Source organism: Sphingobacterium kyonggiense (genome assembly GCF_039536825.1).
Lineage (GTDB): Bacteria > Bacteroidota > Bacteroidia > Sphingobacteriales > Sphingobacteriaceae > Sphingobacterium > Sphingobacterium kyonggiense.
On the sequence record NZ_BAAAZI010000010.1, the window covers coordinates 149,582 to 175,189 of the forward strand.

Genomic DNA, 25,608 nt, shown 5'->3' on the forward strand with positions numbered 1-25,608 from the left:
TAATTATCAGCATATTAATCGTTATAAGATGAAAAAAGTAGTTTTAGCATTTAGTGGTGGTTTGGATACCTCATTTTGTTGTATCTATCTATCACGTGACTTAGGTTTAGAAGTTCATTCCGTAATTGTCAATACAGGCGGATTCTCCGAAGAAGAATTAGTAGCTGTTGAAAAACGAGCTTATGAACTTGGCGTAAAGTCGCATACTACAATCGATGAGACAGAAGATTATTACAAGGATACCATCAAGTATTTAATCTTCGGTAATGTGCTAAAAAATGCTACCTATCCGTTATCTGTATCGGCAGAGCGCGTTTGCCAAGCAACTGCAATTGCTAATTACTGCAAGAAGATCGGTGCTGAATGCGTGGCACACGGTTCTACAGGAGCAGGTAATGACCAGGTACGTTTTGATATGATCTTCCAGACTCTTATTCCTGGTATTGAGATCATCACGCCTATCCGCGATTTGAAATTATCTCGTGAGGCTGAAATTGACTATTTAAACAGTCATGGTGTTGAGTATTCTGCAGAAAAAGCAAAATATTCTATCAATAAGGGACTTTGGGGTACTTCTGTAGGAGGTGCTGAAACCTTAACGTCCAACCAATACCTACCAGAGTCAGCATGGCCTACTCCTATCACTTCAACAGAGCCACAACAAGTGACTATTGACTTCGAAAAAGGTGAACCAGTAGCTTTAAACGGTAACCGCATCGGTGCTGTTCGTGTGATTCAAGAGCTTCAAGCCTTGGCTCAGCCTTATGGCATTGGACGTGATATTCACGTTGGAGATACCATCATAGGTATTAAAGGCCGTGTAGGATTTGAAGCTGCAGGTCCACTTATCATTATCAAAGCGCACCATACCTTGGAGAAACATACTTTGACTAAATGGCAATTATCGTGGAAAGACCAATTATCAGCTTTCTACGGAAACTATATGCACGAAGGTCAAATGCATGACCCAGTCATGCGTGATATGGAGGCTTTCTTACAAAGCGCTCAAGAAACTGTTTCAGGACGTGTATTCGTGGAATTACACCCTCACCGCTTTATTATCTTAGGTATCGAATCAGAACACGATTTAATGTCTAATAAATTTGGTAGCTATGGTGAAATGAACGAAGGTTATACTGGTGATGATGTAAAAGGCTTCTCTAAAATCTTCGGAAACCAAACAATTATCTGGCACAAAGTAAACGGCAAAGGCTAAGATGATCTGCAGAGCCACATTGGAACAGTTGGATGATCTGGGGACATTATTTGATGCGTATCGGGTTTTCTATAAACAAGAATCAGATTTAATTCGCTCCAAAGCATTTATTCTAGATCGGTTACAGAATAAAGAATCCATTGTTTTTATGGCTTTTGAAGAGGATAAAGCTGTGGGCTTTACCCAACTCTATCCGAAGTATTCTTCAGCGAGAGCGGTTAAGAATTGGATTTTAAACGATCTATATGTTCACCCTGAATATCGGAAGACTGGATATGGTGAACAATTAATCGAAGCAGCTATGAGCTTTGCAAAATCAGAAGGTGCTGTATTTGTGCAATTGGAAACACAGGTTGATAATTCCACTGCCCAATCCCTGTATCAGAAATTAGGGTTCCAATTACAAGAACCCGATACGGAGTTTTTATTATATAAACGATTAACATAATAAGATGGGCGCAATAGGGATATTGTGCCCATTTTAGTAAATAAATGACTATGCAAAAGATTAAGGTAGGCATCGTAGGTTCCGCCGGGTACACCGGAGGGGAGCTGCTACGGGTCTTAATTTACCATCCGAATGTAGAGATCGTATTTGCGAATTCAGCATCTAATGCAGGCAATAAACTATCGGATGTTCACAACGATTTATTTGGGGATACCGAAATGACTTTCAGTTCGGATTTTCACAGCGATATTGATGTTTTATTCCTTTGTGTTGGACATGGTGATGCCCGCAAATTCTTAGAGGCAAATCCAGTGGACGCGAAGGTTAAAATTATCGATCTTTCTCAAGACTTTCGGTTGAAATCCAATACAGCATACCAAGGGAAGGATTTTGTATATGGCTTACCGGAACTGAACAAAAAGGAAATAATAACTGCGCAATACATCGCTAATCCAGGTTGTTTCGCTACGAACATCCAATTGGCCTTGCTACCATTGGCTAGCAAAGGATTATTGCCAGACCAAATCCACGTCAATGCAACGACAGGCTCTACGGGTGCTGGTCAAAAACCAACATTAACAACTCATTTCTCTTGGAGAAACAATAATTTATCGGCCTACAAATCATTCGATCACCAACATCTTCAAGAGATTTCGGAGTCTTTGAATCAGCTACAACCGGGCTTCCTTGCTGATGATGAAGCTGGTTCTTTAATGCAACGTGCAGCAGATAAAATCAACTTTATACCGCAGCGTGGTGACTTCCCAAGGGGAATATTCTCTGCTATCTATGTGGATTCAGACTTGTCCGAAGGAGAAGCTTATGATTTGTATAATAATTATTATGCAGAGCACCCTTTTACACATGTTTCCAAAGCAAACATTGATCTTAAACAAGTCGTAAATACCAATAAGAGCATTATCCACATCGAGAAGCACGGCAATAAACTGTTGATCTTGAATGCAACGGATAACTTATTAAAAGGAGCTTCGGGACAGGCAGTGCAGAACATGAATCTGTTGTTTGGATTGGATGAACGTGCCGGCTTAAACTTGAAGTCTGTAGGGTTTTAATTGACCAATAATCAGCATAAAGAAAGCCCGATGAATTTTGATATTCATCGGGCTTTTATTTGAAATTAATCTTATCCGCTTACTGCTCCATCAGATTAACTGTTCTTTCTACAGAAACATTATCGCCTGTAACTGCATTTCCATCCTTATCCACCAACACCAATTTAACCGTTGCCTCACCTTTAGGAAGGTTTAATATCTCATAAGGAACCCACTGATCTAACGTAAACTCTTGACCATTGATGGTTGCCTTTATTTTGTTCGCATCAGCCCCTAAGGTCGTGTTTGCCACAAAGAAATCTAGCAACAGTACATTTGTTTCATCTCCTTTATAATCGCCTTTAGGACGGCTATAGAAGATGGAAGGTTCTGTTGGCTTAGGAAGTTCTGCAATCTTTCCATCAGCTTCTACCTTGAACTTAATTAATTTTGAAGCATCAGCCGTCTTGATCGACTCATGGAATGAGCGCGATAAGAAGGACATTAAGTAATGCTCTGAATTCAAAGGCACAGTAAATGTATGCTCAGGTTTGTACAAAGCGACATAAGGCTTATTATCCAAAATGAAGTGGATATGCTGACCATCATGTGAATTTGCCATGTGGTGAGTATGCTCTGTTTGCTCTGTTAACTTAAAGTTCGAAACATCATATTTTACCGTAATCTTCGCAGAGTCCGTTCCTAACTTTTCTGAAGTAAGGGAAGCAATCTTTAAGGTCGCTCCAGGAAACTCTTTAGCGTGCGGCAATGGATTTACAGCAATGGCTCCAACCGAATCAGAAAGCGCTGTAGAGTCCTTTACTTCACCATCTTTATTCTTGGTCGGTGTATTGCACGATGCCAAAACTAGTGTAGCAGCTGCTACTGCTAATGCCGATTTAATTGTTTTCATGTTAAAGTTTTTTGTCAAAATTGTTTTTAGTAGAACAAATAAACCTCAATTTGGTTTTACCTTTTATTGAAACACAAGATCCAACGCTGCTTTTATAGCTGTCAAAGTAGTTTTTAAATCCTCTTCGGTATGTGCTGCAGAGATAAATCCAACCTCATAACCTGAAGGGCCAAAATAAATCCCACGATTTAATAATTCACGGTGCATCACCTTATATTTCTCCATGGAAGTAGGATCAATTTCATCCGCTCGCTGAATATTAGCATTACTTGAGAAAGCAAACCAGAAAATAGAACCAATGGTACTGATGTTCAATTCGTAGTTTTTCTCCGCAATATAAGCACGTAATTCTTCTACGAATGCCTGTGTCGTTTTCTCCAATCCTTCATAGAAACCAGGTCTAGCCAAAATGGATAATGCAGCAATACCAGCAGCCATCGCAACTGGATTTCCAGACAATGTCCCTGCTTGGTAAACAGCTCCGTCTGGGGAAATACTACCCATGATTTCATGCGAAGCTCCGTAAGCACCCACAGGCATACCCCCACCGATAATCTTACCATAAGTAAGAATATCTGGTTGTATATCGTAATATTTAGATGCTCCTTCAAATCCTAAGCGGAATCCAGTGATCACCTCATCAAAAATCAATAAGGAACCATTGGTTTTTGTAATATCACGTAGAAAATGAATGTAATCTTTATCTTGAATTAACAAGCCATTATTCGCTGGTACACCTTCAATGATAACCGCAGCAATTTGACCTGGGAAATCAGCAAATACTTGCTCTAATGCTTTCTTATCGTTCAATGCAATAACGATCGTCTCATCAGCAAAAGCCTGAGGAACTCCAGCAGAAGAAGTCTCTCCAAAGGTTACTAAACCCGATCCAGCCTTTACCAATAAAGAATCCGAGTGACCATGGTAACAGCCTTCAAATTTAACGATCTTATCACGTTTGGTATATCCTCTAGCTAAACGAATAGCTGACATGACAGCTTCGGTACCAGAACTTACGAAACGTATTTTCTCAATTTTCTTGTTATTATTTAAAATCAATTCTGCCAATTGATTCTCTAATGCAGTAGGTGCTCCAAAGCTTAGGCCTTTACCCAGTTGGGCTTGAACAGCCTCGCGAATTTCTTCATTGTTATGACCTAAGATTAAAGGTCCCCAAGAACAACAATAGTCAATAAACTCATTGCCATCCGCATCCCATAAATGAGCTTTATCGCCACGCTCAATAAATAATGGCGTTCCATATACAGATTTAAAGGCACGCACCGGAGAATTTACTCCACCAGGAAAATAAGCCTTTGCCTTCTCAAATAATTCAGCTGATTTCTTACGTGAAATATCCGAAGTAGATGTTGTCATGATGTAATTCATTTTGTTTGCACAAAGGTACAGTTTAGTACTGAGGAATAGGAAGCTGCGTAGCGGAAATAGCCCATTTGATGTTAAAATTATGTCAAAACAAAAAGGCCCCCAATACTGGAGGCCTCTTATATTTAAAGAAGAAGGAGATTATTTACCTTCGTTCAATACTTTAGTTACTAATTCAGCAGCTTCTTTTAATAAGATTGCTGAGTAAACTTTTAATCCTGACTCATCGATCAATTCTTTAGCTTCTTTAGCATTCGTACCTTGAAGACGAACGATAATTGGCACTGGAATATCACCGATTTCGTTGTAAGCATCGATTACACCTTGAGCAACACGGTCACAACGAACGATACCACCAAAGATGTTGATTAAGATAGCTTTTACATTAGGGTCTTTAAGGATAATGTTGAAACCAGCTTTTACAGTTTCAGCATTAGCAGTACCACCTACGTCTAAGAAGTTTGCAGGTTCACCACCAGCTAATTTAATGATGTCCATAGTAGCCATCGCTAGACCAGCACCATTCACCATACAACCCACGTTACCATCTAATTTAACGTAGTTTAAGTTAGACTCACCAGCCTCAACTTCTGTAGGATCCTCTTCAGCGATATCACGCATTGCTGCGATATCCTTATGACGGTATAAAGCATTCTCATCCAAGTTTACTTTCGCATCTACTGCTAAGATCTTGTCATCAGAAGTTTTTAATACAGGGTTAATTTCGAACATAGAAGCATCGATAGAATCGTAAGCTTTGTATAATGCAGCTACGAACTTAACCATGTCTTTGTGCGCTGCACCTGTAAGGCCTAAGTTGAATGCGATTTTACGAGCTTGGAATCCTTGTAAACCTACTTTAGGATCGATCTCTTCTTTGAAGATTAAATGAGGAGTTTTTTCAGCTACCTCTTCGATGTCCATACCACCTTCTGTAGAGTACATAATGATGTTACGACCTGTTGCACGGTCTAACAATACAGACATGTAGAATTCTTTAGTTTCACTTTCACCAGGGTAGTAAACATCCTGAGCGATTAAAACCTTGTTAACTTTTTTACCTTCTGGACCAGTCTGCGGAGTTACAAGCTGCATACCGATGATGTCGTTTGCACGTTGCAATACTTCATCATGGTTTTTTGCCAACTTCACACCACCACCTTTACCACGGCCACCCGCATGGATCTGTGCTTTTACCACAACCCAATCCGAGTTGAATTCTTCCTTCATTCGCTTAGCAGCCTCTACAGCCTGCTCTGGGGTCTCGGCAACAATACCTTCTTGTACGCTTACTCCGAAACTCTTAAGTATTTCTTTTCCTTGATATTCGTGAATGTTCATTGATAAAAAAATTTGATGTAAAAATAGCGTATTTATTCCGAAGGGGCAAGTTATTATTTGGATTAATTTCTTTGCTAAACCCATATTTTCTTTTCCACTACTCCCTTGCTCATAAAATGATTTTCCACGTACATTCAATACCCGCTTATGTGACTTTTGACACCAACAGCGCCGTATTTTTTCGTAAATTTGTGTTCATCTTAAATAGCTAGATCATGAAAGTAGAATTAAAACGTTTAAATCAAGGCGTTCATTTTGAAGCCTCTAGTGAATTATCATCCGTAAAAGTGAATATCGATGGTCCAGACTCCATCGGCGGTGAAGGTAAAGGTGTTCGTCCAATGGAATTGGTACTTATGGCATTAGGTTCTTGCAGTGTCTTCGATTTGACAACCATCTTGCAAAAACAACGTCAAGACCTACAAGATATACAAGTGGAAGTTCAAGGCGATCGTCGTGAGGAAATCCCGAATATTTTCACCAAGATCCATATCGCTTTTAAATTAAAAGGTGATATTGATGAAGCCAAAGCACAAAAAGCAGCTGAATTAGCTGTCAAGAAATACTGTTCTGTACACGATATGCTAGCCAATGGTGGCATTGATATCACTTACAGCATTCAAATAAACTAATTAGGATTATTTCAATACTAATTTTGATGGGAATACAACATGTTGCGGCGTAGCAACATGTTCTTTCTTATCGATACAGTCAAAAAGTATCTCCGCAGCCTTCTGTGCTTGCACATCCGGATACTGCTCAATACTCCCCATAGGTGGATTATCCATGTATTTCCAAAGCGGATAATTCGCATAGCTGATGAAAAACATATCCTGATTAAGGATAATACCACGTTGCTTCGCATAGCGAATTAAGTCTAAGGTTACAAAGTCATTGAAGGATACTACTGCCGATGGTCTATCTGCCAAGGAACATAACTTCTCCATGGCCTCTTCATTTCCTTGCTCCGTCAAGTCTGTATGAACAATATAACTCTCTTCAGCTGAAATACCTTGTTTTGCTAAAGCATTCAAGAAAGCTTCTGAACGTTCTTTAGATGCCAACAAAGCCTCCGGCCCATTGATTAAAGCGATCTTACGGTGACCACGATCTACAAATGCATCGATTGCCTCCACCATTCCAGAGGATAGATCGGAATACACCTTATGCACATTGTCTAAATCAGGAACACAGTCAAAGAAAACCACTGGAATTTCCGTTTTGGAAAGAATATCTTCAAAGTCGGTATCACCAGTATTTTTACCCATGGAAATCAATATTCCATCAACTCGGTGTTTTTTAAAGGTCTGTATGATTTGAGCTTCACGGTTTTCATTGTCCAGGGATTGTCCTAGGAGTACCGTATATTTCTTATCTTCAGCGACTGTTTCAATGGCACTGATCGCTTCGGAGAAAAATGGCTCCGATAATTTGGGAAGGATTACCCCAATAGTAAAAGTTTTACGCTGTTTAAAAAAGATAGCTGTCTGATTTGGCTCATATGCCATCTCTTCAGCCATTTTCTTTACACGCATGGTCGTCACCAAGCCTATGCTGGGGTGATCGTTCAAAGCGCGTGAAACCGTGGAAGGCGATATTTTCAACTTCCGCGCAATTTCTTTAATCGTTGTTGGTTTATTTCCTGCCATGCAGTAAAGTTAATAATTAAATAACGATTTTTTAATCCTTTATCATGTTCCGCATCGGTATTTTGTTAACCATCACCGATCGGCTACTTGGAGATGCTCCAACACGTGTACTAGCCTTCGCACTTGCTCCTGTTAAAGTGTATGAACCTGTCTTGATATGAGCCAAGGCCGTTGCTAACATCGTCTCTCGGGTATCACCAAAATCAAAGCGTACATTATCCAATACCCCAGCCTTATCTGCTGGAATACCATCCCAATAGTCTGAATAATTAGCGGCATTGGCAATTTTAAATGAAGCGGCCCATAATCCTACGGTATTCATAATATCCTGACGGAAAAATCCTACAGGCTTACCATAAGTACTTCCATGCTCGCCAATGATATAAACTTTTGCGTAAGGCTTTAATACCGAGATCACAATCTCTGCTGCTGAGGCAGTGTAGTCTGAAACTAAGAAATAAACATCCGTGATTTCTGTATTATTCCTTTTGTTGAATAGAACATCAGCGAAGTCTCCACCAGGGTTCGTTTGATCTTTTAAATTCTTATTGACGTCATAGCGAAACATCAACTTGCCGGCTCCAGAACTATTGACAATCTTGTTGGCTAAGTAAATAGTCGTACTCACATAGCCGCCTGTATTATAACGTAGGTCAACTACAATTTTCTTAATTCCCGCAGATCCAAAACTATTAAAAGCTTCTTCCATGGCAGTGTACATGGTGGTATAATTGCCTGAATCATCTGTCATTTCCTCAAATGAAGAAAATGCAAAATAACCAACTTTATTATTATCAACCGTATAGACAGAGTCTTTTACTACTGGAAAAATACTGTAAGTTTTATTTTGAATAGTATGTTCGATTTCTACTCCATTACGAAGAACTTTCATCGTAAGCATGGACTTATTCAGCTCATTATTAACAGAATTGTAGTTTGCATAGGTGACAGTGGTCAAATCATTCATTTTAATCACCTTGTCCCCACGTTTAAATCCGGCGACAGCTGCAGGAGATCCTCCTTCTACCATTCCGATGTAAAGAGGTGCTGTAGGTGCATTGCTTTCAAAAACCACGAAAAGACCAAATCCATCGTAGGTATCCGCACGGCTGCTTGCACCAAAATTAGAACTCAGGTTCTCGATCCAGGAAAAACGATCTAGAGGGCCCGTATAATCCTCCAAGGGACTATTGGGGCCATGAAATACATAGTTGTTTTTAACCGGAGTCTGATTCATCAGGAAAGTCAACAAACTATTATTATTGGTATACTTATCCGAGATATCCGAAATGGGTTTATAGGTTGGGATTGAAGATTCCCAGTAAGAATATAATTTATAATAGTAATAGATGCTGTCTCTTACCTTTTGCTCCTTGGTCCTTGCACTAGGCTCAGGCCCTGGTTTTGGCGGCGAAGGTACATTTTGGGGATCCTTTTTACAGGCTATAAATGTAAAAAATATGACAGCGATAATAAATCTATTCAGCATGTGCTCAATCTTTAATTTACGTAATTATATATATTGCTTTCATGAAAGCAAGTTCAGAGTAATAGACTCAGCACATACTGAATGGATTAACTTAAAATGCTGCTGGAAGTGATTTTATTTCATCAGCAAATTTATACATACCAATTCCGTGCGGATTCAATGGCTGTTTATTACTTGGCTCCATTTCCGCTTTACCAGAACGACTGGTTTTACGTAAGCTTGCGCTAGCAGAAGATGAACGATAGCTACCGTTTGCAATATGATATAAAGCTTCTGATAACATTCCCTCTGTTGGATCACCAAGTTGTTTGGTAAATCCTTCATAAGCATCTTTTTTCGTACCTATTAATCCTGAAAAATAATCACCCTCTCCTTTTGAGTTCAACATCTGGAAAGAGGTAATATAATATGATGCGTATCCTTTTAAAACTTTAGACTCAAAAAATCCTACCGGCTTACCATATGAACCAACATTTCCTGTACTGATAATTTGAACATCCATATATGGTTTCAAATTATTAATAACCAACTCACTTGCAGAAGCAGTAGATTTGGTAACCAAGAAATAAACTCGTTTTAAATTTAAAGTATTGGTCTTGTCAAAATTAACCGGGCCAAATGGCATACCCTCATTATTGAAACCTTCCGCAATTAAGTGTCTATTGATCTTATACTTGTACATTTCGCTTTTAGCATTAGCCGTTGGAACCAAGAAATTGGACAATTCTTCAGCAGATAGAGTAGATCCACCTCCATTGTAGCGTAAATCGACAACTAACTCATCTACTCCAGCAAACCCATCAAATGCAGCTTTCATCTTGTTATAGTGCTCGTTAGGCTTGCCACCGGTATAAACATTAATAAAAGAGGTATAGGCAAAATAACCCACTTTCTTACCATTCAGATCCAACACTTTGTTGGTTAAAATAGGATCCATTTTATAGGATGTGCCTGTTACGGTAATGGTACTAGCTTTTCCATCCGTGTTTACTACTTCTAAAACCAACTTATCGCCTGTGAAAAATTTCTGGTACAATTGAATAGCCTTTTGACTATTTGATCCATTAGGATCCAATAATACGTCTTTATCACCATTCACACTGACAATTTTCATCCCGCGCATTAAACCCGCATCAGCTGCTGGCGATCCTTTTTGTACTAAACGAATATACATTTGTGCCTTTGTGGCACCAGCTGTTTCCAATAAGAAGATTGGGACCGCTCCTGTTTCTTTATAAACACCTTGTTGAATCTCTGAGCTTACATCACCTGTGCGATCTACAAAACTGAAACGATCTAATGTAGCATACTTTCTCAAATCATTCAATACGGCCTCTGCATCTGCAAATTTCCCAGTATATGCCTGCAAATCAATTTGATCATTCTTAATTGTAGGGGAAGGCAGTTTATCTTCCCATAAGGATAATGCGAGCGAATAATAATAGGCTGAATCTCTAAATAAAGTTTCTTTATCGGGGTCTTTACCTTCTCCATCCTCTCCTTTAACAGGATCCTTTTCACAGCTGCTAGCAAAAAACATTGCGATCAGGGCGCCGAATAATATACTTTTCTTAATCATAATTTGGTTAGTTTTTCTTTTAGATATAAAATGTCTTTTGGATTAACTCCATTTTCAGCAGCAATATAAGGAATAGGATCAATATTTCTAAACAAGAGTTCATCAGAAAAGTAAACTCGGATTCCCTTATCCAGACCTTGCCAGTCCATATGTTTCAGCTTGTTTAATTGCAAAGCCGGATTTCCAGCTGTTAATACAGCGATGGTTTTCCCTTGTTCGATCAAACTGGCGAAAAGTAATTTAATTTCATTAAACAACAGTAATTTGAGGGGCAAATGTCCGTTTACTTGCAGTCGTTCAAAGTTTTCAGTATAATCTTCCTTAAAGATAAAGTGCTTCTTTACTTCTTCAAAAACGGCATTTTCACCTTTTTCTATTAAGATTTTTTTCATGAATTCAGTAAGCTCGGTTGCCAAGCTTTTACCCTCTTTAAATTCTACAAATTGACCAAATAAATAGTAAATCTGTAACAAAAAATCTTGCTTTGGATAGAGGACATCATCTAGCTCAAAAACGTAAAGCTTTTTGTCCATAGGCAATTCATTCCACTTCATCTACTTATACCGTTATAATGGCTAATTCTTCTTGATTATCCGACAATAACAACAAACCAGTAGCCGGTAAAGAAAGGCTTTGCTCGTCGGTTAAAGACTGTCCTTTAGAATAAACCTGAATAGGCACATCGGAACCTGGATTTTCAATCACAAAATATAAGGGAAGATCGGCCAAATTTGGGACTAAGGGCTGAATATTGTATTCTTCAAAAAGAAGTTTAGATTCCGCTAGACTCTCCAGCTCTGAATAACCCAATGGAAGGATAAAATCGATTTGATTATCCAAACAATATTTTAGGATTTCATGAGCAAATGTTGGATTGACTCCTGTTGGAATCTGCGGATAAGTATTTCTCAAAAATGAAGGCACTTCTTCTGAACTTGCGAAGAGTACCTCAAATTTATTCTTTAACAAATTGGCAACACGTTGTGCTAGCGGACGTGTTCCGTAAGTAATTAAAATCTTCTGCATATTAATAAATCAATCCATCACGCATATGAATCGTGCGGTCGGATATACGAGCCAAATCCTCGTTGTGGGTTACAATAATAAATGTTTGTTGCATCTTGTCCCGTAGGTCAAAAAACAGCTGGTGTAATGCTGTAGCATTTTCAGAATCTAAATTACCCGAAGGTTCATCTGCCAATACCAGGGTTGGATTGTTAATCAATGCACGAGCTACAGAAACACGTTGTTGCTCTCCACCCGACATGGCCGAAGGCTTATGCCCTGCCCGGTGTTTTACGCCTAGGATATCCAACAACTCCATTCCACGTGCTTCTACTGCTTGACGATCTTGACCGGCAATATATCCCGGAATACAGACATTTTCCAATGCTGTAAATTCTGGTAACAAATGATGAAACTGAAATACAAAGCCAATATGTTTGTTTCGAAACTCACTCAATTGCTTTTCATTAAGAGAAAAGACATCCTGACCTTCGATCAATATCGTACCACGATCGGGTTTATCCAGCGTTCCAATAATATGCAATAGCGTACTTTTTCCAGCACCCGATGCCCCAACGATGGAAACAATCTCGCCTTTCTTAACCGTCACACTGACACCTTTAAGAATTTCCAATTTCCCGTAGGACTTAAATATATTGTTGGCTTGTAAGATCATATTGCGAAAATAAGAAAAGGAATCCGAAAATTAGACTTAGCTAATGTAATGCTAAATACTGGCACTATACAAAGTTTAATCAAGCTATAGTTTGCTTCGATACACTTAAGGAATTTGTTCGGATTTTAGTCGGATCTTGTTCGGATCTCGTTCGGTCGGAACCGAACGAGATCCGAACAAGATCCGAAGGAGTTCCGAAGGAGATCCGAATAAGTGTCGAAGGAAACCCCTTTTTTTTAGTAGTTAGTATTGAGTAGTTAGTAGTTAGACCTATGGCGAACTAATTCATTAAAAGTTAAGTCTTTTAAAATAGATTCGGTACAAGTTTTGACAGCAGTTTACCAATCTTTCGGTCATTTATTCTAATGAGTTCTTGCATCTTAATCTCTTGTCAAAAAAAAGACCCCTAAAGACTGCAAAGCAATCTTTAAGGGTCTAAATACTAAATACTTACTACTAAATACTATTCAAAAATTCCTTCCAGCTTAAACAAGAAAGCATAATTAAGCGCTACATCTTTAAGGTAGTCAAACCTACCGGATGCGCCGCCATGTCCATAGTCCATATCGGTTTTCAGGAGGATAACATTCTTACCTTGTTGTTTGGTTCTCAATTTTGCTACCCATTTTGCGGGTTCAAAGTATTGTACTTGTGAATCGTGGAGTCCAGTAGTCACCAATAGATTTGGATAGACTTTCGCTTCGATATTCTCGTATGGTGAGTAGGACTTCATATAGTCGTACGCTTCTTTGTTATTTGGATTGCCCCATTCGTCGTATTCATTGGTGGTCAATGGAATGCTTTCGTCCAACATGGTGTTGACTACATCTACAAATGGAACTTGGGCAATAACACCGTTCCATAGCTCTGGAGCCATGTTGATGACTGCACCAACTAGTAGACCTCCGGCGCTTCCTCCTTGAGCATATAAATGCTGTGAAGATGTATATTTTTGATCAATTAAGAACTTGCCACAGTCGATAAAGTCAGTAAACGTATTGATCTTCTTCATCATTTTACCGTCCTCATACCATTGTCTTCCCATTTCTTCACCACCACGTATATGTGCAATAGCGTAGATAAATCCTCTATCCAATAAGGATAATCTAGTTGAACTGAAGGTTGGATCCATTGAGCTTCCGTAAGAACCATAAGCATAGAGCAGCAATGGTGCTTGTCCATCTTTTTTCGTTCCTTTTTTATAGACAATAGAGATCGGCACCTCTACCCCATCACGAACTTTAGCCATTACACGCTCGGTTACATATTCCTCTTGGTTATAGCCTCCCAATACTTCCTGTTGTTTCAACAAGGTCTTCTCTTTGGACTTCATGTTATAATCATAGGTGGAGGATGGTGTAACCATGGATGTATAACCATAGCGAACAATGTCAGTATGGTATTCTGGATTGGCACTAGAATAAACGGTATAAGCCGCTTCACCGAAATCTAAATAATGTTGGCTGTTGTCCTTTAAATTACGGACAGCCAGGTTGGTTAACCCATTCTTGCGCTCTGAAATGACTAAGTAGTTCTCGAATTCGTCTAATCCTTCGATCAGGACATCCTTACGGTGAGGGATATATTCTTTCCAGTTCTCTTTACCTGTTTTATCCAAAGGGGTTTCCATGACCTTGAAGTTCTGTGCTTGGTCATTGGTAACAATCAAGAAACGATCAGCTAATGGTGTCACATTATAAAGAACATCCTTCATACGAGCTTGAAAAACTTTAAATGTTCCATTTGGATCATCCGCTTTCAGGTACAAGGTTTCAGAGCTTAATGTTCCCCCTGATTGGATGAAAATATATTGTTGGTTCTTAGATTTCCAGACACCGATATAATTGGTATTGTCTTTTTCTTCATAAACAACCACATCGGATTCACTATTTGTTCCAAGTGTATGACGTTTGATTTTTTCCGTTAGCAGGGTAACAGGATTCTTGGCGGTATAGAATACCGTTTTATTATCTGCTGCCCATGTGGCAGAACCTGTTGTTCTGGTGATTCGGTCCTTCAGGATTTCTCCGGTTTCTAAGTTCTTGAAATGAATAACATATTCACGACGGGATACGGTATCTACACCATAGGCGATCATTTTGTTATCAGGACTCACTGCAACACCTCCTACGGCATAATAAGGAAAACCTTCGGCCATCTTATCCACATCTAGCAAAACTTCCTCAGGAGCATTTAAACTACCTTTTTTACGGCAGACTTTATAGTATTGTTTTCCTTCCTCCGTTCGCTGGTAATAATAATAACCGTTCATCAAATAAGGCACACTCTCGTCTGTTTCTTTGATTCTTGCTTTCATTTCCTTAAACAAATCATCTTGAAACTTTTCAGTGGCTTTCATCATGGCCGAGGTGTATTGATTTTCGGCCTCTAAATATGTAACAACTTTGCTAGAATCAGGTCCTTTTTTAAAGTAGTCATTCATCCAATAATAGGGATCTTGAACAGTATCACCATGGATAATTCGCTGATAAGCTTTTAATTCCGCAATTGGCGGAGTGGCTTCTGGCCAGTTTATAGGGTCTTTTTTCACGTTATTTTGTTGGGAACAAGAAGACAGCGCTAAGGCTGATATTAAACCAAAAACAATTTTATGTCTCATATATTTAAATTAAAAATGGTTGAATAATGCGTTAAAAATAATATTTATTATCTGGTATTTTAGATTAATTAACAGATTCGTACGTTGTAAAATCTTATTTTTGGAAAATTATAATTCTAATCTATATGTTTAAAACAAATAAATTGTTGTGTTACTTGGCTTTTGGCCTTATTCCGAGTTTAGGTTTAGCACAACAAAAGGATACCCCGCCAGCTAATTGGTTCAATTTAGATTACAAAAAGGATGGTGTAATGGGCATTAGTACTGAGCGTGCTTATGAATTGTTGAATGGTCGCAAGGCTAAACCAGTAATTGTAGCTGTTCTAGATGGTGGAGTTGATGTTAAACACGAGGACTTAAAAGATGTCTTGTGGACCAATCCAAAAGAGATTCCTGGAAATGGAAAGGATGATGATGGGAACGGTTATATCGATGACATCCACGGTTGGAACTTCATCGGGAATGCAAAAGGTGAAAATGTGAATCAGGACAACTTAGAAGTTACCCGTTTGATTCGTATTTATGAGCCGAAATATCTTTCTGTATTGCCTTCTACCCCACTCTCTGAAAAAGAACGTCGTGAGTTTGTAGCATACCAAAAGATGATTACCGACTACACCAAGAAAATGGATGAGGCTGCTTCTGGTAAAATGACCTATAGCCGCATTAAAATGGAAATGGATGCTTTAGTCAAGAAGATCGGTAAAGAGCCGAAAGACATTAAACAGGCGGATTTAGATAATGCACAAAATTTGACATCTGTACAAAAAAACATCCTTCGCAATGCTAAAAGTGAGATCGAAAAAAATGGTTTCCTATCCATTTATGATGATTTGCAAGAAGGAGCTAAATATTTCAGCGATCAGGTAGATTATCACTTGAACAAAGATTTCAACCCTAGACCATTGGTTGGTGATAATTACGAAGATCCAAATGACCGCAACTATGGTAATCCAGATGTAAAAGGACCGGATGCTGATCACGGAACACACGTTGCAGGTATTATCGGTGCAAAACGTGACAATAAGCTTGGTATTAATGGTGTTTCCGATAAAGTTCAGATCATGGCAGTACGTTTAGTTCCTAATGGTGACGAGCGTGATAAAGATGTCGCTAATGGAATCCGCTATGCAGTTGACAATGGTGCAAAGGTTATCAACATGAGCTTTGGTAAAGGATATGCATACAATAAAAAGGCAGTAGATGATGCAGTGAAATATGCGGAATCAAAAGACGTATTGTTAATCCATGCTGCTGGTAATGACGCAAGTGATAATGATGTGGTGAAGAATTTCCCAATGAAGTATTTTACGGATAGTGTAGATGCAGTAATTGGAGAAGCGAAAAACTGGATCACCGTAGGTGCTACTGGATGGAACTTAGATTCTGACCTATTGGCTGAATTCTCTAACTATGGATACCGTAGTGTGGATGTATTTGCGCCAGGGGTTAAGATTTACTCCACCATGCCTGAAAACAAATACAAAGACCAACAAGGAACGAGTATGGCAGCGCCTGTAGTAGCTGGTTTAGCAGGTTTAATCCGTGCTTACTACCCTACGCTTACTGCTGAACAAGTGAAACAGGTTATCATGAAAAGCGTAACGAAAGTAGACCAAAAAGTAAAAGTTAAAGGAGAATCAGGAAGTAAACGCGTTTACTTAGATGAGATCTCTGTAAGTGGTGGAATTGTGAATGCCTACCAAGCAATTGTAGAAGCCAATAAGATGGTTTCGAACAAAAAGTAAAAAAATGTTAAATCTTTCACAATATTGCTAAGTATCTTGCGTTTAGATAAATAAAAACACAGATGCTTATGGTTGAAAATTCTACTAAAACAAATGAATTAAACTACGAAGACCAATTCTCAGGAATTATACAAAACAATGAAGTTGAGGTTTCATTCGAAGATAAAATTAGAAGTTGCATTTCGCAATTATCGAAAGATCCAGAAGAAAGAACAATAGCAAACATACTCAACTACTCCAAGAGTCTTCGTACTTTATAAGACAAAGCCATCCAGACAGCGGGATGGCTTTGTTAGTTTTGCCCTGCGGGCAGTATTTAGTATTAAGTAGTTAGTAGTTAGACCTATTGGCGGGGAAAATAGATTCTCCATTTACAACTCAGAGCAACGCGAATGGTCTGAGCCTTTGGGGCTAGTATTTAGTAGTAAATATTTAGTATTTAGACCTATGGCGTCAAAAGATCCTACGTCATTTACAACTCAGAGCAACGCGAAGAGTCTTAGCCCTTCGGGCTAGTATTTAGTAGTAAGTATTTAGTATTTAGACCTATGGCGTCAAAAGATCCTACGTCATTTACAACTCAGAGCAACGCGAAGAGTCTCTGTTCCTCCCCCTCTAAAGACAACGTCATCGTGAATCGAAGATGAACGAACTTTAAACTATGCACATCAGAATAAGTAAATAGATTGAAATATATCTAGTTATAGGGTGGTCGAAGCATGCTTCGACCCTACAGTTTTGGGTAATAAAAAACAATATTTTCACGATTGTTTGTAGGGGCGATGCATGCATCGCCCGCCATTAATTTCTGTTGTCTTTTGTCTAAAATCTGATGTCTTTTGTCTGTTGTCTCCCCCAACCCATCTACCAAAACTGTCAATTCTTTATAAATTATGATTAGCATCATAACAAAATATGTTAATAATATGGCTTTATATGTTTCAATAAAAAGCTGAATATTGCGTAACTTCGAAGAAATAATTTTTTACCCAATAGCTTGAATGTTATTTGGTTTATAGCTTAACCAATGAGCTTTTGGGAATTAATAAACGTAAAAAATAAATAAAACGATATTGAATTATGTTAAAAGGATTCTTTAATGTACCAACGCCTACTAACGAGCCCGTATATTCATACGCTCCAGGAAGCAAAGAAAGAAGTTTATTGAAAGAAGCAATTGCTGCGGCTCGTGCTACTGAAATTGATATTCCGATGTACATCGGATCGGAAGAGGTAACTACTGCTAAAAAAGTAAAAATTGCACCTCCTCACGATCACCAACATGTTTTAGGTTATTACAATCAAGGAACAAAAGAGCATGTTACCCAAGCTATCAATGCTGCATTAGCAGCTAAAGATGCATGGGAAAACCTTCCATGGGAACAACGTGCAGCTATTTTCTTGAAAGCAGCAGAATTGATTTCTAGCAAATACCGTTATAAATTAAATGCAGCAACCATGTTAGGTCAATCGAAAAATGCTTACCAAGCTGAAATTGACTCTGCCTGTGAGATTGCTGACTTCTTACGTTTCAACGTAAAATACATGACGGAGATTTATCAACAACAACCTCCTATCAGCCCTAAGAATGTATGGAACCGTGTTGAACAACGTCCTCTAGAGGGTTTTGTTTTCGCATTAACACCATTCAACTTTACAGCGATTGCAGGAAACTTACCTACTTCCGCTGCTATGATGGGTAATGTGGTGGTTTGGAAACCTTCTAACGCACAGATTTACTCAGCAAACGTATTGATGGAAATCTTCAGAGAAGCAGGTGTACCAGCTGGTGTTATCAACCTGGTTTATGTATCTGGTCCTGATGCTGGTGATGTTATCTTCAAACACCCTGACTTTGCAGGTATTCACTTTACAGGTTCTACAGGTGTATTCCAAGATATCTGGAAAACAATTGGTGAAAACATTCATGTTTACAAAACATACCCTCGTATCGTAGGTGAAACTGGTGGTAAAGATTTTATCTTAGCTCACCCATCTGCTGACTTAGAGGTATTAAATACAGCTTTAGTTCGTGGTGCTTTCGAATACCAAGGACAGAAATGTTCTGCAGCTTCTCGTGCATACGTTCCTAAATCTTTATGGAAAGATTTAAAAGGAATGATGGAAAGAGATATCAAGACCTTCCAAATCGGTGGAACTGAAGATTTCTCTAATTTCATCAATGCAGTTATCGACGAGAAAGCATTCGACAAAATCACAAAATACATCGATCGTGCTAAAGAATCTAAAGATGCTGAGGTCGTGATCGGTGGTGAGTACGATAAATCCAAAGGTTACTACATCAACCCTACGGTTATCGAAGCTAAAAAAGGTGATTACGAAACTTTAAGCGAAGAGCTATTCGGCCCTGTATTGACTGTGTATGTTTATGATGACAATAAATGGGAAGAGACCTTAAAATTAGTAGATACTACTTCCATCTACGCTTTAACAGGTTCTATCATTGCACAGGATCGTTATGCTATTGATGAGGCTACTCATTACTTACGTAATGCAGCTGGTAACTTCTACATCAACGATAAATGTACTGGTGCCGTAGTTGGTCAACAACCATTTGGTGGTGCTAGAGGTTCTGGAACAAACGATAAAGCTGGTTCTATGATCAACTTACTGCGTTGGGTTTCCCCAAGAACAATCAAGGAAACTTTCAATCCAGACACCAACTACCGTTATCCATTTTTATTAGAAGATTAATTAGCAATAATTTAAGATAAAATGAAAGCCAAGGGAATTTTCTCTTGGCTTTTTTATTTTTTATTGTAACAAATTCCTCCTTCCATAAACTAACCTAGAAAAGACATTATTTCTTGAAGCTCATAGATCAAAATAAAATAAATGAGCAGTTCAAAAAATAATTGTATTTTAAACATTGAAAACCGAAAAGTCTAACAACTTGACAAAAGACCCAAAATCAAAGATTTAAAATCTGTTGTCTGACGTCTTTGAGTCTATCGTCTGTTGTCTTTAATCTATTATCTATATAAATAAACCTATGTTTCGACGCTTATTATCCTTAGAATGGAAATCATTTTTCCGATCAGCGAGTTTTGGCAAAAGCTTGGGTGTTAAAATCCTGATGGGTTTTATGGCTGTCTATTTTTTATTAAGCTTTATAGGACTTGGCTTTGGACTCTATTTCTTAATGGAAGAATTAAATCCGCAAGGAGAACCACTATTGCTTGTTAATGATTTTCTATTGTTTTGGTTTTTAGGTGAATTTATCCTTCGGTTTTTGATGCAAAATCTTCCAGTTACCGAGATTAAACCACTATTGACAAAGAGAATATCCAGAAACAGCATTGTCCATTTCTTAATGGCAAAGTCGAGCTATTCCTTTTTCAATGTACTTACTCCAGCAGCAGCCATTCCTTTCACTCTGGTATGTTTAAGCAAAACAGATTATAGTGCAACATCCTTAATTGCTTGGTTAATTGCTGTTATTGCGATGATTTATTCGATCAATTACCTAAACATTTGGATACAGAAGCGATACTCCTCTAATCTAAAGGCCATTATTCCATTCATTGTTGTTTGTATTGCTTTAATTGCATTGGAATACTTTAAGGTCTTTTCCATTTCCAATCTTTTTGGTCAATTCTTCGACTATATTCTAGTTTACCCTGTTTTAGCTATTATACCTATTGGACTCGCTGTCTTTAGTTACTTCCTTACGTATAAGAGTATCAAAGACAATCTTTATCTGGATGCCTTCTTGGAGGCCAAAGAATCTAAAGTGCAAACGGCGGATTTAAGTTGGACTAGCCGGTTCGGAGATTTATCTCCTTTTCTACAATTGGACTTGAAGCTTATTTGGCGAAATAAAAGAACAAAAAATGCGGTTTTACTATGTCTAGCTTTTTTAGCATATGGTCTATTTTTCTATTTCACGCCAAAATACAATGGAACAGGTATGTTGGTATTAGTGGGAATCTTTATTACTGGCATTTTCATTATCAATTTTGGTCAGTATATCCCTGCTTGGGACAGCTCCTACTTCGCATTTTTTAAAACCCGTCCAATAAGTATGGTTAGGTATCTGCAATCCAAAGCATTGCTCATGTATCTTTCTGTTGTCATACTCACCATCCTAAGTACCTTTTATGTTTATTTTGGCTGGGATAAATTATATGTAAATGTGGCATGTGCCATTTACAATATGGGAGTAAATGTTCCTATTATTTTATTATTTGGCGCATACAACCGCAAGCGCATCGATCTTTCAGAAGGAAATATGATGAACTATCAAGGAATGGGTATAGCGCAATGGTTGGTGGGGATTCCCTTAATTGGTTTACCGATGATTATATGGTATGCAATGAAATTTCTCTTCGACCAAGGCACAGCCAATTTGGTATTGATAGGCATAGGTGTGATCGGTTTATTATTACATCAGGTTATCATCAAAGGTTTGGCGGAGTTATACAATGAGAAGCACTACGCCATGCTAGAGGGATTTAAACAAAAAGACTAACAATTAGAAAAAAAAGACATGATAAGCATAAAAAATCTGACAAAAGAATATAATGGTGTTCAGGTATTACATATTGCCGACTTAGAAATTAAAGCTGGGGAAAGCGTTGGGCTTGTGGGTAACAATGGGGCTGGAAAAACCACCTTATTTAGTTTGATGTTGAATTTAATACAGGCGAACACAGGTGAAATTAGCATCAATGGTGTTAAGGTGAATGAGAGTGAAAAATGGAAGGATTTCACAGGATCATTTGTAGATGAGAGTTTCCTTATTAGCTACTTAACAGCAGAGGAATATTTTTATTTTATTGGGGAATTAGCGGGAGTAAACAAAGTGGATGTAGATCAATTTGTAGGTCAGTTTACGGAGTTCTTCAATGGTGAAGTCTTGGCAAAAAACAAATACATCCGTGATCTCTCCAAAGGTAACCAGAAGAAGGTAGGTATTGTTGGGGCACTGATTGGTGAGCCTGAATTGATCATATTAGATGAACCATTTGCGAATTTAGATCCAAGTTCACAATTCCGCTTGAAAAACCTTATTCGTCAATTAATGGAAAAGGGTGAAATGACCATCTTAATCTCCAGTCATGACCTTTCTCATACCGTAGAAATTTCAGATCGCATTATTGCCTTACAGAAAGGCGAAGTGGTGAAGGATCTGATGACATCTACAGAAACCCTGGAAGAATTGACGACCTTCTTTTCGGTTTAACGAATATTTCCTTTTAATGGGGTGATGAATGCTTCGCCCCATAGGCAAATTCCTTATATTTGTATATGCTTAAGAAAGATCGGTACAAGGCATTTGTAGACTACTTTTCTACCCATAATCCGGATGCAGAGACGGAATTAAATTATGGGAATCCTTATGAATTATTGGTGGCTGTCATTTTATCGGCACAATGCACTGATAAGCGCATTAATCAAGTTACCCCTGCTTTATTCGAACGCTTCCCAGATCCGGAAAGTCTAGCAGCAAGTACCTCTGATGAGGTGTTCACATTCATTCGTTCCGTAAGCTATCCGAACAATAAGGCTAAGCATTTGGTGGGCATGGGCAAAAAGCTAGTCGAAGAATTCAACTCGGTAGTTCCTGAGAAGGTAGAAGACTTAGTCAAGCTTCCTGGCGTAGGCAGAAAGACCGCCAATGTTATTTCCTCCGTAGTGTATCATAACCCGGCTATGGCTGTAGATACACATGTATTTCGTGTGAGTAATCGATTAGGACTAACAAGCCGAGCAACTACCCCATTGGCTGCAGAAAAACAGTTGGTAAAGAACTTGCCGAAAGATACCATCGCTATGGCTCATCATTGGCTAATCTTGCATGGCAGGTATATCTGTGTGGCTAGGAAACCCAAATGTGAGATCTGTCCGATAACTTATTTCTGTAAATATTTTGAACAAAAATACAAGGTAAAAGCTGTTTTACCTGCCTCAGAGGCTAAAAAAGAGGAATGAGAATAAACTGCTACATAAATAAACTAATTTTTTTAGCATAAAATTTGCAACTTACTAAACTATACCTTACTTTTGATAATAATATACTAAAAATATGAGCAATAACGACAAATTAAAGGCATTACAGCTTACTTTAGATAAATTAGAGAAATCCTACGGTAAAGGAACAATCATGAAGCTTGGAGATTCAGCGGTAGAACCGATTGAATCTATTTCTACAGGTTCATTAGGGTTGGATATTGCTTTAGGTATTGGCGGAGTTCCAAAAGGACGCATCATTGAAATCTATGGCCCAGAGTCTTCCGGTAAGACAACTTTGGCTACTCATATTGTTGCGGAGGCGCAGAAAAAAGGTGGTATTGCAGCCATTATTGATGCAGAGCATGCCTTTGATAAATATTACGCACAGAAATTAGGTGTTGATATTGAAAACTTATTGATTTCCCAACCGGATCATGGAGAGCAGGCATTAGAAATTGCCGATAATTTGATTCGTTCTGGAGCGATTGACGTTATTGTGATTGACTCTGTAGCAGCGTTAGTTCCTAAAGGTGAGATCGAAGGTGAGATGGGTGAATCTAAAATGGGTTTACAAGCTCGTTTGATGTCACAGGCACTACGTAAGTTAACAGGTACAATCGCTAAAACCAACTGTTGTTGTATTTTCATCAACCAATTACGTGAAAAAATTGGGGTGATGTTCGGGAACCCTGAAACAACAACCGGTGGTAATGCTTTGAAATTCTATGCTTCCGTTCGTTTGGATATTCGTAGAACTTCGCAGATTAAAGATGCTGATGAAGTAGCTGGTAACCGCGTAAAAGTTAAGATCGTAAAAAATAAAGTAGCTCCTCCATTCCGTATCGCTGAATTTGACATTATGTTTGGTGAAGGTATCTCTAAGGTAGGTGAAATCATTGACCTGGGAGTAGAATATAACATCATTAAGAAATCAGGCTCTTGGTTCAGCTATGGTGATACTAAATTAGGTCAAGGTCGTGATGCAGTTAAGACCTTGTTATTGGATAATCCAGATTTAATGGATGAATTGGAAACTAAAATCCGTGCAGAAGTTACTGGTCAAGATTTAGATCAATCGATAAATAAAGAAGAAGAATAGTTCAACTCGACTTTATAATACAATGGGCAGCTGATCACAGCTGCCCATTTTTCGTTTCAGCTTTTTTACAGCTAACAATTTAATACGCAAAAGAAAAACAGTAATTTTACCTAAATCAATCTTTTAAAAGAACCGCATCATCATGAGCTTTAACAGAAGGAACTTCCTAAAGGGAATGGGTTTATTAGGTCTTGGAGCCAGTATTCCTACTCAAGCCAAATCAACTGATCAACATAAAATTGCCGGAAATGAATCGACAGTACAGTCGGAAATATTCGACTTTGCTGCTGCTCCATACCTACAGAATCTACAAGCGGACCATGTAACCATCTGTAGCATATTTACGAAGCCGTGCTTTGCTTGGGTAGAACGCTTAGATGCGAATGGAAAAGTATTGGAAACCATTTACCAAGTAGAAGATGGTATGCGCAATGCCAATGTTGAACATTTTAAATTTAAAGTCCGTCGAAATGGCTCTGAAATAAAGTACCGAGTAGTGGCTAAAGAAGTGACCAAGTTTGACCCATATAAAATCGAATATGGTAAGCAGATTCAATCGGCAGATTTTACGGCTCAATTAGCACAGCCAGATCAAGATCAGATTAGCTGTTTGATTTTAAATGATATACACGAAACTAAAGAAAGCTATGGCTTACTTTATAACCAAAGTAAATTGGCGAAGAAAGACCTGGTCTTTTTAAATGGGGATTCTTTTCATTATGTGTCCACAGCAAAGGACTTAACAAATAAACTTCTTCAGCCAGTAACCACTAGTTTTGCGAGTATATCGCCATTTGTTATGGTTAGAGGAAATCATGAGACAAGAGGTAAATTTGCCCGAGATTTTAAACAATACTTTGATTACCCGGAGAATAAATTCTACCATTCCTTCAAAATGGGCCCTATCTATTGGATCGTATTGGATAGTGGTGAGGATAAACCTGATGAGCATGAAGTATATGGTGGTACTGTAGATTATGATCACTATCGTTTGGAACAAAAAGCTTGGTTAGAGAAGGTACTGAAATCCAAAGAACGCAAATCTGCAAAACATACCATTGTCGTGACGCATATTCCTTTCCATCATTCGGATGATTGGCATGGTACCCAACATAATAAATTATGCTTCCATGAAGTCTTACAGAATAATAAGGTTGATGCCGTAATCTCTGGCCATACTCATGAACACTCTTTTCATGCGCCAGATAATGAACACAACTATTATGTTCTCATTGGCGGAGGACCTAAAGCTGATAACCGCACATACATCGAGGTTAAAGCACAAGGCAAACAACTTCAAGTTGATCTAATCAAAGAAAACGGAGAGCAGATACAAGGATTTAGGAAAGGTTGAGACCGCTGCGCTGTTAGATATGTGATTTGAGATAATATGAAATAAAAAAAGATTTTG

The 25,608-nt window shown here is 38.4% G+C and carries 22 protein-coding genes; 11 read left to right on the plus strand and 11 right to left on the minus strand.

Annotated elements, in window-relative coordinates:
• Positions 1-28: 28 nt before the first annotated feature.
• From argG to argC, 3 genes are read left to right on the plus strand one after another with little or no spacing between them, the layout of a single operon-like run.
• Entirely contained in the window at positions 29-1,216 is a 1,188-nt protein-coding gene (gene argG, locus ABD676_RS12325; protein WP_344674995.1) for an argininosuccinate synthase, read from the plus strand.
• Between the two features lies 1 nt (position 1,217).
• Positions 1,218-1,664, plus strand: a complete 447-nt coding sequence (locus ABD676_RS12330; RefSeq protein ID WP_344674996.1) for a GNAT family N-acetyltransferase — start codon at positions 1,218-1,220, stop codon at positions 1,662-1,664.
• A 50-nt stretch (positions 1,665-1,714) separates the two neighbouring features.
• Positions 1,715-2,737 carry an N-acetyl-gamma-glutamyl-phosphate reductase gene (argC, locus tag ABD676_RS12335; RefSeq protein ID WP_344674997.1) on the plus strand — a complete coding sequence of 341 codons (1,023 nt, stop codon included), beginning with the start codon at positions 1,715-1,717 and terminating at the stop codon, positions 2,735-2,737.
• A gap of 79 nt (positions 2,738-2,816) precedes the next feature.
• On the opposite strand, the gene ABD676_RS12340 is transcribed toward argC, so the two are convergent.
• The 3 genes from ABD676_RS12340 to sucC all read right to left on the minus strand — a co-directional run bounded on the left by ABD676_RS12340 (position 2,817) and on the right by sucC (position 6,356).
• On the minus strand, positions 2,817-3,629 hold the full coding sequence (locus ABD676_RS12340) for a hypothetical protein (RefSeq protein WP_344674998.1): 813 nt from the start codon (positions 3,627-3,629) through the stop codon (positions 2,817-2,819).
• Positions 3,630-3,692: 63 nt separating this feature from the next.
• Positions 3,693-5,018, minus strand: coding sequence for a glutamate-1-semialdehyde 2,1-aminomutase (gene hemL, locus ABD676_RS12345; protein ID WP_344674999.1), 1,326 nt, complete (start codon positions 5,016-5,018; stop codon positions 3,693-3,695).
• A gap of 138 nt (positions 5,019-5,156) precedes the next feature.
• The gene (sucC, locus tag ABD676_RS12350; protein ID WP_344675000.1) at positions 5,157-6,356 is read right to left on the minus strand and encodes an ADP-forming succinate--CoA ligase subunit beta; all 1,200 of its coding nucleotides are present in this window, start codon (positions 6,354-6,356) and stop codon (positions 5,157-5,159) included.
• A gap of 215 nt (positions 6,357-6,571) precedes the next feature.
• On the opposite strand from sucC, the gene ABD676_RS12355 reads away from it, so the two are divergent.
• The gene (locus tag ABD676_RS12355) at positions 6,572-6,988 is read left to right on the plus strand and encodes an OsmC family protein (protein ID WP_344675001.1); all 417 of its coding nucleotides are present in this window, start codon (positions 6,572-6,574) and stop codon (positions 6,986-6,988) included.
• A gap of 6 nt (positions 6,989-6,994) precedes the next feature.
• Here the strand turns inward: ABD676_RS12355 and ABD676_RS12360 are convergent, their stop codons facing one another.
• The 7 genes from ABD676_RS12360 to ABD676_RS12390 form a co-directional block, all read right to left on the minus strand.
• Positions 6,995-8,005 (minus strand): LacI family DNA-binding transcriptional regulator, encoded by a 1,011-nt coding sequence (locus tag ABD676_RS12360; protein ID WP_344675002.1) that lies wholly within the window; start codon positions 8,003-8,005, stop codon positions 6,995-6,997.
• A 31-nt stretch (positions 8,006-8,036) separates the two neighbouring features.
• Positions 8,037-9,494, minus strand: coding sequence for a S41 family peptidase (locus tag ABD676_RS12365; RefSeq protein ID WP_344675003.1), 1,458 nt, complete (start codon positions 9,492-9,494; stop codon positions 8,037-8,039).
• Positions 9,495-9,585: 91 nt separating this feature from the next.
• A complete protein-coding gene (locus ABD676_RS12370) occupies positions 9,586-11,073 on the minus strand; it encodes a S41 family peptidase (RefSeq protein ID WP_344675004.1) in 1,488 nt (495 codons plus the stop codon).
• Positions 11,070-11,627, minus strand: a complete 558-nt coding sequence (locus tag ABD676_RS12375) for an HAD family hydrolase (protein WP_344675005.1) — start codon at positions 11,625-11,627, stop codon at positions 11,070-11,072. The genes ABD676_RS12370 and ABD676_RS12375 overlap by 4 nt, the downstream gene beginning before the upstream one ends.
• Before the next feature lie 4 nt (positions 11,628-11,631).
• The gene (locus ABD676_RS12380) at positions 11,632-12,099 is read right to left on the minus strand and encodes a hypothetical protein (protein WP_344675006.1); all 468 of its coding nucleotides are present in this window, start codon (positions 12,097-12,099) and stop codon (positions 11,632-11,634) included.
• A 1-nt stretch (position 12,100) separates the two neighbouring features.
• Positions 12,101-12,754 carry an ABC transporter ATP-binding protein gene (locus tag ABD676_RS12385; RefSeq protein ID WP_344675007.1) on the minus strand — a complete coding sequence of 218 codons (654 nt, stop codon included), beginning with the start codon at positions 12,752-12,754 and terminating at the stop codon, positions 12,101-12,103.
• Between the two features lie 463 nt (positions 12,755-13,217).
• On the minus strand, positions 13,218-15,374 hold the full coding sequence (locus tag ABD676_RS12390; RefSeq protein ID WP_344675008.1) for a S9 family peptidase: 2,157 nt from the start codon (positions 15,372-15,374) through the stop codon (positions 13,218-13,220).
• 125 nt (positions 15,375-15,499) lie between these two features.
• On the opposite strand from ABD676_RS12390, the gene ABD676_RS12395 reads away from it, so the two are divergent.
• Positions 15,500-17,122 (plus strand): S8 family peptidase, encoded by a 1,623-nt coding sequence (locus ABD676_RS12395; RefSeq protein ID WP_344675009.1) that lies wholly within the window; start codon positions 15,500-15,502, stop codon positions 17,120-17,122.
• 730 nt (positions 17,123-17,852) lie between these two features.
• Here ABD676_RS12395 and ABD676_RS12400 read toward each other — a convergent pair.
• The gene (locus ABD676_RS12400; protein ID WP_344675010.1) at positions 17,853-18,029 is read right to left on the minus strand and encodes a hypothetical protein; all 177 of its coding nucleotides are present in this window, start codon (positions 18,027-18,029) and stop codon (positions 17,853-17,855) included.
• Positions 18,030-18,202: 173 nt separating this feature from the next.
• Between ABD676_RS12400 and pruA the strand changes: the two genes are divergently transcribed.
• The 6 genes from pruA to ABD676_RS12430 all read left to right on the plus strand — a co-directional run bounded on the left by pruA (position 18,203) and on the right by ABD676_RS12430 (position 25,551).
• A complete protein-coding gene (gene pruA / locus ABD676_RS12405) occupies positions 18,203-19,837 on the plus strand; it encodes an L-glutamate gamma-semialdehyde dehydrogenase (RefSeq protein WP_344675011.1) in 1,635 nt (544 codons plus the stop codon).
• Between the two features lie 298 nt (positions 19,838-20,135).
• Entirely contained in the window at positions 20,136-21,614 is a 1,479-nt protein-coding gene (locus ABD676_RS12410; protein WP_344675012.1) for a DUF5687 family protein, read from the plus strand.
• Positions 21,615-21,632: 18 nt separating this feature from the next.
• A complete protein-coding gene (locus tag ABD676_RS12415) occupies positions 21,633-22,328 on the plus strand; it encodes an ABC transporter ATP-binding protein (protein ID WP_344675013.1) in 696 nt (231 codons plus the stop codon).
• Positions 22,329-22,393: 65 nt separating this feature from the next.
• On the plus strand, positions 22,394-23,077 hold the full coding sequence (gene nth / locus ABD676_RS12420; protein ID WP_344675014.1) for an endonuclease III: 684 nt from the start codon (positions 22,394-22,396) through the stop codon (positions 23,075-23,077).
• 94 nt (positions 23,078-23,171) lie between these two features.
• The gene (recA, locus tag ABD676_RS12425) at positions 23,172-24,197 is read left to right on the plus strand and encodes a recombinase RecA (protein ID WP_344675015.1); all 1,026 of its coding nucleotides are present in this window, start codon (positions 23,172-23,174) and stop codon (positions 24,195-24,197) included.
• Between the two features lie 142 nt (positions 24,198-24,339).
• Positions 24,340-25,551: a metallophosphoesterase family protein gene (locus ABD676_RS12430; protein WP_344675016.1), complete on the plus strand. Its 1,212-nt coding sequence runs from the start codon at positions 24,340-24,342 to the stop codon at positions 25,549-25,551.
• The last annotated feature ends 57 nt before the right edge of the window (positions 25,552-25,608 follow it).

What these genes read in the sequence shown, in the direction of transcription:
- nth (WP_344675014.1), top strand. Translation starts at nt 22,394, where the DNA reads ATGCTTAAGAAAGATCGGTACAAGGCATTTGTAGACTACTTTTCTACC.
- ABD676_RS12395 (WP_344675009.1), top strand. Translation starts at nt 15,500, where the DNA reads ATGTTTAAAACAAATAAATTGTTGTGTTACTTGGCTTTTGGCCTTATT.
- argC (WP_344674997.1), top strand. Translation starts at nt 1,715, where the DNA reads ATGCAAAAGATTAAGGTAGGCATCGTAGGTTCCGCCGGGTACACCGGA.
- ABD676_RS12430 (WP_344675016.1), top strand. Translation starts at nt 24,340, where the DNA reads ATGAGCTTTAACAGAAGGAACTTCCTAAAGGGAATGGGTTTATTAGGT.
- hemL (WP_344674999.1), bottom strand. Translation starts at nt 5,018, where the DNA reads ATGAATTACATCATGACAACATCTACTTCGGATATTTCACGTAAGAAA.
- ABD676_RS12370 (WP_344675004.1), bottom strand. Translation starts at nt 11,073, where the DNA reads ATGATTAAGAAAAGTATATTATTCGGCGCCCTGATCGCAATGTTTTTT.
- pruA (WP_344675011.1), top strand. Translation starts at nt 18,203, where the DNA reads ATGTTAAAAGGATTCTTTAATGTACCAACGCCTACTAACGAGCCCGTA.
- sucC (WP_344675000.1), bottom strand. Translation starts at nt 6,356, where the DNA reads ATGAACATTCACGAATATCAAGGAAAAGAAATACTTAAGAGTTTCGGA.
- ABD676_RS12390 (WP_344675008.1), bottom strand. Translation starts at nt 15,374, where the DNA reads ATGAGACATAAAATTGTTTTTGGTTTAATATCAGCCTTAGCGCTGTCT.
- ABD676_RS12415 (WP_344675013.1), top strand. Translation starts at nt 21,633, where the DNA reads ATGATAAGCATAAAAAATCTGACAAAAGAATATAATGGTGTTCAGGTA.
- ABD676_RS12375 (WP_344675005.1), bottom strand. Translation starts at nt 11,627, where the DNA reads ATGAAGTGGAATGAATTGCCTATGGACAAAAAGCTTTACGTTTTTGAG.
- ABD676_RS12330 (WP_344674996.1), top strand. Translation starts at nt 1,218, where the DNA reads ATGATCTGCAGAGCCACATTGGAACAGTTGGATGATCTGGGGACATTA.
- ABD676_RS12410 (WP_344675012.1), top strand. Translation starts at nt 20,136, where the DNA reads ATGTTTCGACGCTTATTATCCTTAGAATGGAAATCATTTTTCCGATCA.
- ABD676_RS12365 (WP_344675003.1), bottom strand. Translation starts at nt 9,494, where the DNA reads ATGCTGAATAGATTTATTATCGCTGTCATATTTTTTACATTTATAGCC.
- ABD676_RS12360 (WP_344675002.1), bottom strand. Translation starts at nt 8,005, where the DNA reads ATGGCAGGAAATAAACCAACAACGATTAAAGAAATTGCGCGGAAGTTG.
- argG (WP_344674995.1), top strand. Translation starts at nt 29, where the DNA reads ATGAAAAAAGTAGTTTTAGCATTTAGTGGTGGTTTGGATACCTCATTT.
- ABD676_RS12380 (WP_344675006.1), bottom strand. Translation starts at nt 12,099, where the DNA reads ATGCAGAAGATTTTAATTACTTACGGAACACGTCCGCTAGCACAACGT.
- ABD676_RS12400 (WP_344675010.1), bottom strand. Translation starts at nt 18,029, where the DNA reads ATGATGCTAATCATAATTTATAAAGAATTGACAGTTTTGGTAGATGGG.
- recA (WP_344675015.1), top strand. Translation starts at nt 23,172, where the DNA reads ATGAGCAATAACGACAAATTAAAGGCATTACAGCTTACTTTAGATAAA.
- ABD676_RS12355 (WP_344675001.1), top strand. Translation starts at nt 6,572, where the DNA reads ATGAAAGTAGAATTAAAACGTTTAAATCAAGGCGTTCATTTTGAAGCC.
- ABD676_RS12340 (WP_344674998.1), bottom strand. Translation starts at nt 3,629, where the DNA reads ATGAAAACAATTAAATCGGCATTAGCAGTAGCAGCTGCTACACTAGTT.
- ABD676_RS12385 (WP_344675007.1), bottom strand. Translation starts at nt 12,754, where the DNA reads ATGATCTTACAAGCCAACAATATATTTAAGTCCTACGGGAAATTGGAA.